Origin of the sequence: Methylobacterium sp., from assembly GCF_019750675.1 — a bacterium.
In the GTDB taxonomy this organism is placed as follows: domain Bacteria; phylum Pseudomonadota; class Alphaproteobacteria; order Rhizobiales; family Beijerinckiaceae; genus Methylobacterium.
On record NZ_JAIEOF010000135.1, the window covers coordinates 1 to 7,565 of the forward strand.

The 7,565-nt window shown below is 69.7% G+C and carries 3 protein-coding genes and 1 pseudogene; 1 reads left to right on the forward strand and 3 read right to left on the reverse strand.

Translation table 11 applies throughout. The features are described from left to right. Together K2X24_RS07190 and uvrA are read right to left on the reverse strand one after the other, a co-directional pair. Positions 1-598 (reverse strand): annotated as a pseudogene (locus K2X24_RS07190) (transporter); the annotation flags it as partial. 510 nt (positions 599-1,108) lie between these two features. After that, complete coding sequence (gene uvrA / locus K2X24_RS07195; protein WP_292496216.1) at positions 1,109-4,090, reverse strand: excinuclease ABC subunit UvrA; 2,982 nt, start codon at positions 4,088-4,090, stop codon at positions 1,109-1,111. 467 nt (positions 4,091-4,557) lie between these two features. Between uvrA and K2X24_RS07200 the strand changes: the two genes are divergently transcribed. Continuing rightward, positions 4,558-6,603: a nitrate- and nitrite sensing domain-containing protein gene (locus tag K2X24_RS07200; RefSeq protein ID WP_292496218.1), complete on the forward strand. Its 2,046-nt coding sequence runs from the start codon at positions 4,558-4,560 to the stop codon at positions 6,601-6,603. A gap of 40 nt (positions 6,604-6,643) precedes the next feature. On the opposite strand, the gene K2X24_RS07205 is transcribed toward K2X24_RS07200, so the two are convergent. Beyond that, positions 6,644-7,288, reverse strand: a complete 645-nt coding sequence (locus K2X24_RS07205; protein WP_292496221.1) for a hypothetical protein — start codon at positions 7,286-7,288, stop codon at positions 6,644-6,646. Positions 7,289-7,565: the final 277 nt, after the last annotated feature.

Sequence of the window (7,565 nt, forward strand, 5' to 3'; positions counted from 1 at the left end):
CCGGCGAGTCGTAGATGTTGGCGGTCAGGTTGGCCGTCAGGTTCCAGCCGTTGCCGGTGTAGCTGGCGGCGACGCCCATGCGGTAGGTGTTCGAGGCGAGCTGGCCCAGAACCGGGGTGGCGAAGGTGGTGCCGGCGTTGTTCACCAGAACGCCGCGGCCGCCATTGAGCTCGTTGAGGTAGACACCGCCGAGCAAGCTGACGCCGAAGTTGTTGCCGAGATCGAAGGCCCAGATGCCGCCGACGAAGGTGCCGACGTTGATCGAAAGGTCACGCGAACCGTTCGGGCCGCCGTTCTTGCCGAAGGCGAAGACGGTCGGGGGAGCGACGAGCAGCTCGATACGGCCGCCGAGCGGAACCAGCGGGGTCGACCAGACCAGCACCGGGATGTTGACGGCGACGTCGACCGAACCCGGAGCGACGTTCTCGTTGCTGCGGTAGAGGAACGTGTTCAGCGCGTAGATGCCCTCGGGCAGCGGAGCGCCGGTGGCGAGACCGACCTGCTCACCCGGAACGGTCGTGGTCTGCGCGTAGGAAGCCGTGGCGGTCATGCCAACGGTCAGCGCGAGCGCGCCTGCGGCGAGCCAGTTCTTCGTCATTATCTTCTTCCTTCCCAAGGATTTCAGGTCCGCCACGCAGCCATCCGAATCATCCTGCCGATACGCCGCTTTGGTGCGGCTTGTTTGCAGTCGATCCGGCGGCCCCCCTTGCGGCGCGTTCTCAAGTCTCAACGTCGAGAACTATTCTACAGGACGCGGCGGAAGGACAGCGGAATGCTTGGAAACGGGGCAGTTCGGATCGAACCGTTGCGCAAAAGCCGCAATTCCGCCGCGGTGCAGCGTAAGGTTTTGTTAACTATTTGAGCAGGCTTTTCGCGGTCGCGAGGCGGCGTTCGGCGGGTCTGTCGGCAGAATAGCGCTGAATGCTCAAGCTGTTGGCGCGAACCGGCTACGCCGGGAACATCCGGCAAACGCAGGGTTGCGATTGCGCACCCCGGCGCGGCGCCAAGGCCGGTTTCGGCGGTGCGAGGCCGGTTCCGGGGTGGGGCGGAACGGGTCGGGCGCGGGTTGCCCCCGCGAATCGCACACCCGTCGGGCGGGAAGGACCGCCTATTCGGCGGCCGCGCGTCCCTTGGCGGGGGTGGGGGCGGGGGCCGGCCGCCGGGCGAGGACATCGCGCAGGAAGCGTCCCGTATGGCTCGCGCGGGACTTGGCGATCTGCTCGGGCGTTCCCTGCGCCACCACCACGCCGCCGCCGTCGCCGCCCTCGGGGCCCATGTCGATGACCCAGTCGGCGGTTTTGATGACCTCGAGGTTGTGCTCGATCACCACGACGGTGTTGCCCTGGTCCACGAGTTCGTGGAGCACCTCCATGAGCTTGGCGACGTCGTGGAAGTGCAGGCCGGTGGTCGGCTCGTCGAGGATGTAGAGCGTGCGCCCCGTGGCCCGCTTCGACAGCTCCTTCGAGAGCTTCACCCGCTGGGCCTCGCCACCCGAAAGGGTGGTGGCCTGCTGCCCGACCTTGACGTAGCCGAGGCCGACCCGGGCCAGAGTCTCCATCTTTTCCCGGATGGTGGGCACCGCCTTGAACAGGTCGGCGGCTTCCTCGACGGTCATGTCGAGCACGTCGGCGATGGACCGATCGCGGTACTTCACCTCCAGGGTCTCGCGGTCGTAGCGCCGCCCCTTGCAGACGTCGCAGGTAACGTAGACGTCCGGCAGGAAGTGCATCTCGATCTTGATGACGCCGTCGCCGGAGCAGGCCTCGCAGCGCCCGCCCCGGACGTTGAACGAGAAGCGCCCGGCCTGGTAGCCGCGGGCCTTGGCTTCCGGCAGGCCCGCGAACCAGTCGCGGATCGGCGTGAAGGCGCCGGTATAGGTCGCCGGATTCGAGCGCGGGGTGCGGCCGATGGGCGACTGGTCGATATCGATGACCTTGTCGAGGTGCTCCAGCCCGTCGAGCCGCTCGAAGGGCGCCGGGTGCTCCAGGGCGCCGTTGAGGGATTTCGCCACGGCCTTGTAGAGCGTGTCGATGATCAGGGTGGACTTGCCGCCGCCGGAGACACCCGAGATGCAGGTGAAGGTACCGAGCGGGATGTCGACCGAGACGTTCTTCAAGTTGTTGCCGCGGGCGCCGATCAAGCTGAGCTTGCCCGCCTTGCCCTTGCGCCGCCCGGTGGGCACCCGCACGCTGAGTTCGCCGGTGAGGTACTTGGCCGTGAGCGAGGCCGGGTTCTTCAGGACCTCCTCGGGCGTGCCCTGCGCGATGATGCGGCCGCCGTGGATGCCGGCGCCGGGGCCGACATCGACGACGTAGTCGGCCTGCAGGATCGCGTCCTCGTCGTGCTCGACGACGATGACCGAGTTGCCGAGGTCGCGCAGGCGCTTCAGCGTGCCGAGCAGGCGCTCGTTGTCCCGCTGGTGCAGGCCGATGGACGGTTCGTCGAGGACGTAGAGCACGCCGGTGAGGCCGGAGCCGATCTGCGAGGCGAGGCGGATGCGCTGGCTCTCGCCGCCCGAGAGCGAGCCGGAGCCGCGCGCCAGGGTGAGATATTCGAGGCCGACATCGATCAGGAAGGTGAGCCGGTCGCGGATCTCCTTGAGGATCCGGAAGGCGATCTCGTTCTGCTTGTCCGTGAGCTTGCCCGGCAGGTCCGAGAACCAGGCATGGGCGTCGCGCACCGACAGGGCGGTCACGGTGCCCACATCCGCCATGGCGACCTTCACCGAGAGGGCTTCGAGCTTCAGGCGCTTGCCGCCGCAGGTGGCGCAAGGCGTCTCGCTCATGAAGCGCGCGATCTCCTCGCGGGAGGTGTCGCTCTCGGTCTCCTTGTAGCGGCGCTCCAGGTTCGGGATCACGCCCTCGAAGGGCTTGTTCACCTCGTAGGCCCGCATGCCGTCGTCGTAGGCGAAGCGCACCGATTCCGGTCCGGTGCCGTACAGGACCACCTCGCGGGCGCGTCCCGGCAGGTCGCCCCACGCGACCGTGGTCTTGAAGCCGTAGTGCCGGGCCAGCGCGTCGAGGGTCTGGCCGTAATAGGGGGAGGTCGACTTCGCCCAGGGGCCGACGGCGCCGCGCTTCAGGCTGAGCTTGGCGTCCGAGATGACGAGTTCGGGGTCGATCCGCATCTCGTGGCCGATGCCGCCGCAGGTCGGGCAGGCGCCGAAGGGATTGTTGAACGAGAACAGCCGCGGCTCGATCTCCGCGATGGTGAAGCCGGAGACGGGGCAGGCGAAGCGCGACGAGAAGGTGACGGGCTCGCGCGGGGCCTCGCCCTCTTGGGTATCGGCGAACTCGATCACCGCGATACCGTCGGCGAGTTCCAGGGCGGTCTCGAAGGAATCGGCCAGCCGCGCCGCGATGTCGGCCCGCACCACGATCCGGTCCACCACCACGTCGATGTCGTGCTTGAGCTTCTTGTCGAGCTTCGGCACGTCGTCGATCGGGTAGTACTCACCGTCGACGCGCAGGCGCTGGAAGCCCTTCTTCTGGAACTCGGCGATCTCCTTGCGGTACTCGCCCTTGCGGCCGCGGATCACCGGCGCCAGCAGGTAGAGGCGGCTCTTCTCCGGCAAGGCCAGCACCCGGTCCACCATCTGGCTGACGGTCTGGCTCTCGATGGGCAGGCCGGTGGCGGGGGAGTAGGGAATGCCGACCCGCGCCCAGAGCAGGCGCATGTAGTCGTAGATCTCTGTCACGGTGCCGACCGTGGAGCGCGGGTTCTTCGAGGTCGTCTTCTGCTCGATGGAGATCGCCGGCGAGAGTCCGTCGATCTGGTCGACGTCGGGCTTCGACATCATCTCGAGGAACTGGCGCGCATAGGCCGAGAGCGATTCGACGTAGCGGCGCTGCCCTTCCGCGTAGATCGTGTCGAAGGCCAGCGACGACTTGCCCGAGCCCGACAGGCCGGTGAACACCACCAACCGGTCGCGCGGGATCGTCAGGTCGATGTTCTTGAGGTTGTGCTCGCGGGCGCCCCGCACCGAGATGACCCGCTGATCGCGCGCGCCGTCGAACAGGGCCTCGATCTTCGCCTCGACCCGCTCGGCCTCGGCTTGGGATTTTTTGGCGGCGGCTTTGGCTTTGGCCATGGTGTCTCTTCGGAAGGTCGCGAGCCCGGGCGGGGCAGGGCTCTCCCGTCTCCTCCCGAGCGCCATGTCGGGCGCGAGCCCCCAAGCGGCAAGGCGCGCGCCACGCATATCCGCCATCAGCTAGAACAAAAAGCGTACAGGCTCAACTCCGCGCGGATGGCGGGGGCGGGTGACGCGCGCGGGCGGCGGAACCGTGGCCCCGGTATCTCCCGGCCGGCCTCGGCCGAGGGGGGGCGGGGCGGGGGACAACCCTGCCCGCGATCCGGACCCGGCGCAGGAGACGCGACGGTTATCCGCAAGGTGATCGCGAACAACGCGAAGGTCTTCGGACAACTGATGCGTTACCGGAAAGTCTGCCTCCAAACGGGCAGACTGCTGCAAAAAGCATCAATGGTTACACCGACAAGAAAAACTTTACGGCTGAACACCGACAACGATCACGCCCTCGTGTTTCCAGGCTCGCATCCATGTCCGCCGGTTTTCTGTCTCCCCTCCGCGTCCGTATCCTGCTGGTTGCGCTCGCCCCCTGCTTTGCCTTTGCGGTGGTGGCCGGGCTCACCATCGCCGAGCGAATCGGGGAGCGCACCCGCATGGGGCAGGTCCAGAACCTCGTCGGGTTCGCCGGGCGGGTCAGCGCCTTCGTCCACGAAGCCCAACGCGAGCGCGGCGCCTCCAGCCTGTTCCTGGGATCGAAGGGCACCCAGTTCCGGGCCGAACTCGACGCCCAGCGCCTGCGCACGGATGCCAGCCACCGCGCGCTCGACATCGCGGCCGACGCGGAGGCGTTCGGCGCGGGCATGGCGCGCCGGCAGGCCGCCCTGGCGGACGGGCTCGCCGGCATCGCCGCCCACCGGAAGGCCGTCGACGACCTCGCCCGGACCCCGGCGCAGAACATGGCCCTGTATTCGGGCGTGATCGCTCAGGCCCTCGACCTCGTGCGGGAGATGTCCCAGGTCGCCTCCAGCGCGGACCTCGCCGCCCGGGTCTCGGCCTATTCCGCCTTCCTGTCCCTGAAGGAACTCGCCGGGCAGGAACGGGCCGCAGCCTCGGCCATCATCGGCGCGGGCCGCATCGACCTGGCCGGCCACGAGCGCCTGGCGGGGCTGCTCGCCGGGCAGACGACCTACGAGTCGCTGTTCCGCCTCGGCGCCGATCCGGCCCAGGCCGCCCTCCTCGACGCCTCCAAGGCCGGCGCACCGGCCCGTGAGGTCGACCGCCTGCGCCGGATCGTCCTCGACACGGCACCGGGAACGCCCCTCGCCGTCACGGACGCTCCGGCCTGGTTCGGCCTCGCCACCCAACGCATCGACGGGCTGAAGGGCATCGAGGATCGCCTCACCGCCGATCTCGCCGCCGCGGCGGGCGGCGCACGCGCGGCGGCGGAGCGGAGCGCGGCGCTCTGGATCACGCTCGGCCTCGCAACCCTGGCCCTTTCCTGCGCCGTGGCCTTCGTCTTCGGCACCGCCATCGCGCGGCCCCTCGCGCGCATCGCGGAGGCCCTCACCGCCATCGGGCGGGGCGAGGCGGCCGGCCCGATCCCGCAGGGCGGCGCGCGGGAGGTCCGTGCCATCGCGGGGGCAGCCATCGCATTCCGCGACAGCGTGGCCGAGCGTCAGCGCATCGCCGGGGAGGCCGAGCAGCTGACCGCCCAGGCCACCGCCGCGCGGACGGCGGCGATGCACGACATGGCCGATCGCTTCGAGGCCCGGGCCGGCGGCATCGTCGAGGCCGTCTCGGCGGCCTCCAGCCAGCTCGAGGCCGCCGCCTACGCCCTCACGCAGGCGGCCAGCGACACCTCGTCCCTCAGCCACGCAGTGGCGGCCGCCTCGCAGGACACGGCCGCAACGGCCGATACGGTGGCGGCGGCCACCGAGGAACTGAGCGCGTCCGTGCGCGAGATCGGTGCGCGTGTCGAGACTTCGGCGGCGGTCGCCGACGAGGCCGAGCGCGACGCCGTGCGGATGAAGGGCGACGTCGACCGCCTCGCCCAGGCGGCGGCCAGCATCGGGGAGATCGTGGGGCTGATCTCCAGCATCGCCGCGCAGACCAACCTACTGGCGCTGAACGCCACGATCGAGGCGGCGCGCGCGGGCGAGGCCGGCCGCGGCTTCGCGGTGGTCGCCGCGGAGGTGAAGAGCCTCGCGACCAAGACCGCGCGGGCCACCGAGGACATCGCCGCGAAGGTCGCGGAAATCACCCACTCCACCGACGCGTCGGTGGCGACGATCGCGGGCATCACCGAGGTCATCCAGCGCCTCAGCCGCCTTTCGGGCGACATCTCGGCGGCAGTGGAACAGCAGGGAGCGGCGACTCAGGAGATTGCGCGGAACACCACGCTCACCTCGGAGGGGACGCGGGCCGTCTCGGGTCACGTCGCCGGCGTGCGGGAAGCGGCGGAATCCGCCCGCGCCGGCTCGGCGCAGGTCCTGACGGCCGCGAGCGATCTCGCCCGTCAGGCGGCCAGCCTGCGGCAGGAGGTGGACGGCTTCCTCGTCACCGTGCGGGCGGCTTGAGACCGGGTCTTCGCGCGGCGCCTCACCTCGGCGGTCGTGCTCAGGGGGACGTGGACCAGGGATTGATCACCCGCATCGCGGTCGTCTCGGTGCGCACGGGCTGGTCCACGCTCGCCGGCATCGTCTTGGCCGAACGCGCCATCATCCGGCGGGCCTGATCCGCGGGCATCGCCCCGATGGGCAGCATCATGGCGGCGAGCTGGACGCGGGTGCGACGGTCGATGAAGTCGGACCGGCCGATGCTCTCGAAGTCCCGCGCCGTGTGGCGGTCGTCGGGCTTGCCGACGAAGACCTTGGGGCCGTCCTTCATCACCACGATGTCGCCGGGGCGAAGGGTCTCGTCCTTCATGAACGCCGCGGCCGGGCCCGCCTTCATGTCGAGGGGGGTCTGGCGGTCGGTGATCTTGATCTGGAGGGGCTCGGCTTTCGGCAGGGCGGCGTAGCGGATCTTGGGGCGCGGGCGGGGCGCCGCCGCCCGGCGGATGGAGCGACGGACCTGTCCGTACGAGCCGGGGTCGGCGCTCGGCGTGGGCGCCACTTGCGGCGCGGGACGCGCAGGGGCAAACAGCAGGTCGAAGAGGCCGCCATCGGCGCTCTGGGCGCTGGCCGGGCCACCGAGGATCAGAAATGCGAGGGCGGACGCGATCGCCGCGCGCGGCGCGGCGGATAGCGGAATCGTCGGCATCGATCTCTCCGATTACGGCGCCCGACCGCGCGCCGGGACGACACCTTAACGGAAGCACAACCTGAACAGTTCCAAGGTTTTCAAAACATGGTGAGGCCGGCGCAAAGACTTCGCGCAGGTGCCAAAACGCATCCGCCGAGAAGAGATTCACGCCCGCGCGCAGGGCAGGCGCGCGTTGCCGGATGCCCCTGATGCCGACTCTCGTTCCGCGTCCGCATCAGGTCGCCGCGAGCCGCGCGATCCTGGCGGCGCGCGCGGCGGGGCGCCCCGGTTTCCT

Bases quoted from the DNA above. Each gene is read 5' to 3' on its own strand.
- uvrA (WP_292496216.1), bottom strand. From the start codon at position 4,090: ATGGCCAAAGCCAAAGCCGCCGCCAAAAAATCCCAAGCCGAGGCCGAG.
- K2X24_RS07200 (WP_292496218.1), top strand. From the start codon at position 4,558: ATGTCCGCCGGTTTTCTGTCTCCCCTCCGCGTCCGTATCCTGCTGGTT.
- K2X24_RS07205 (WP_292496221.1), bottom strand. From the start codon at position 7,288: ATGCCGACGATTCCGCTATCCGCCGCGCCGCGCGCGGCGATCGCGTCC.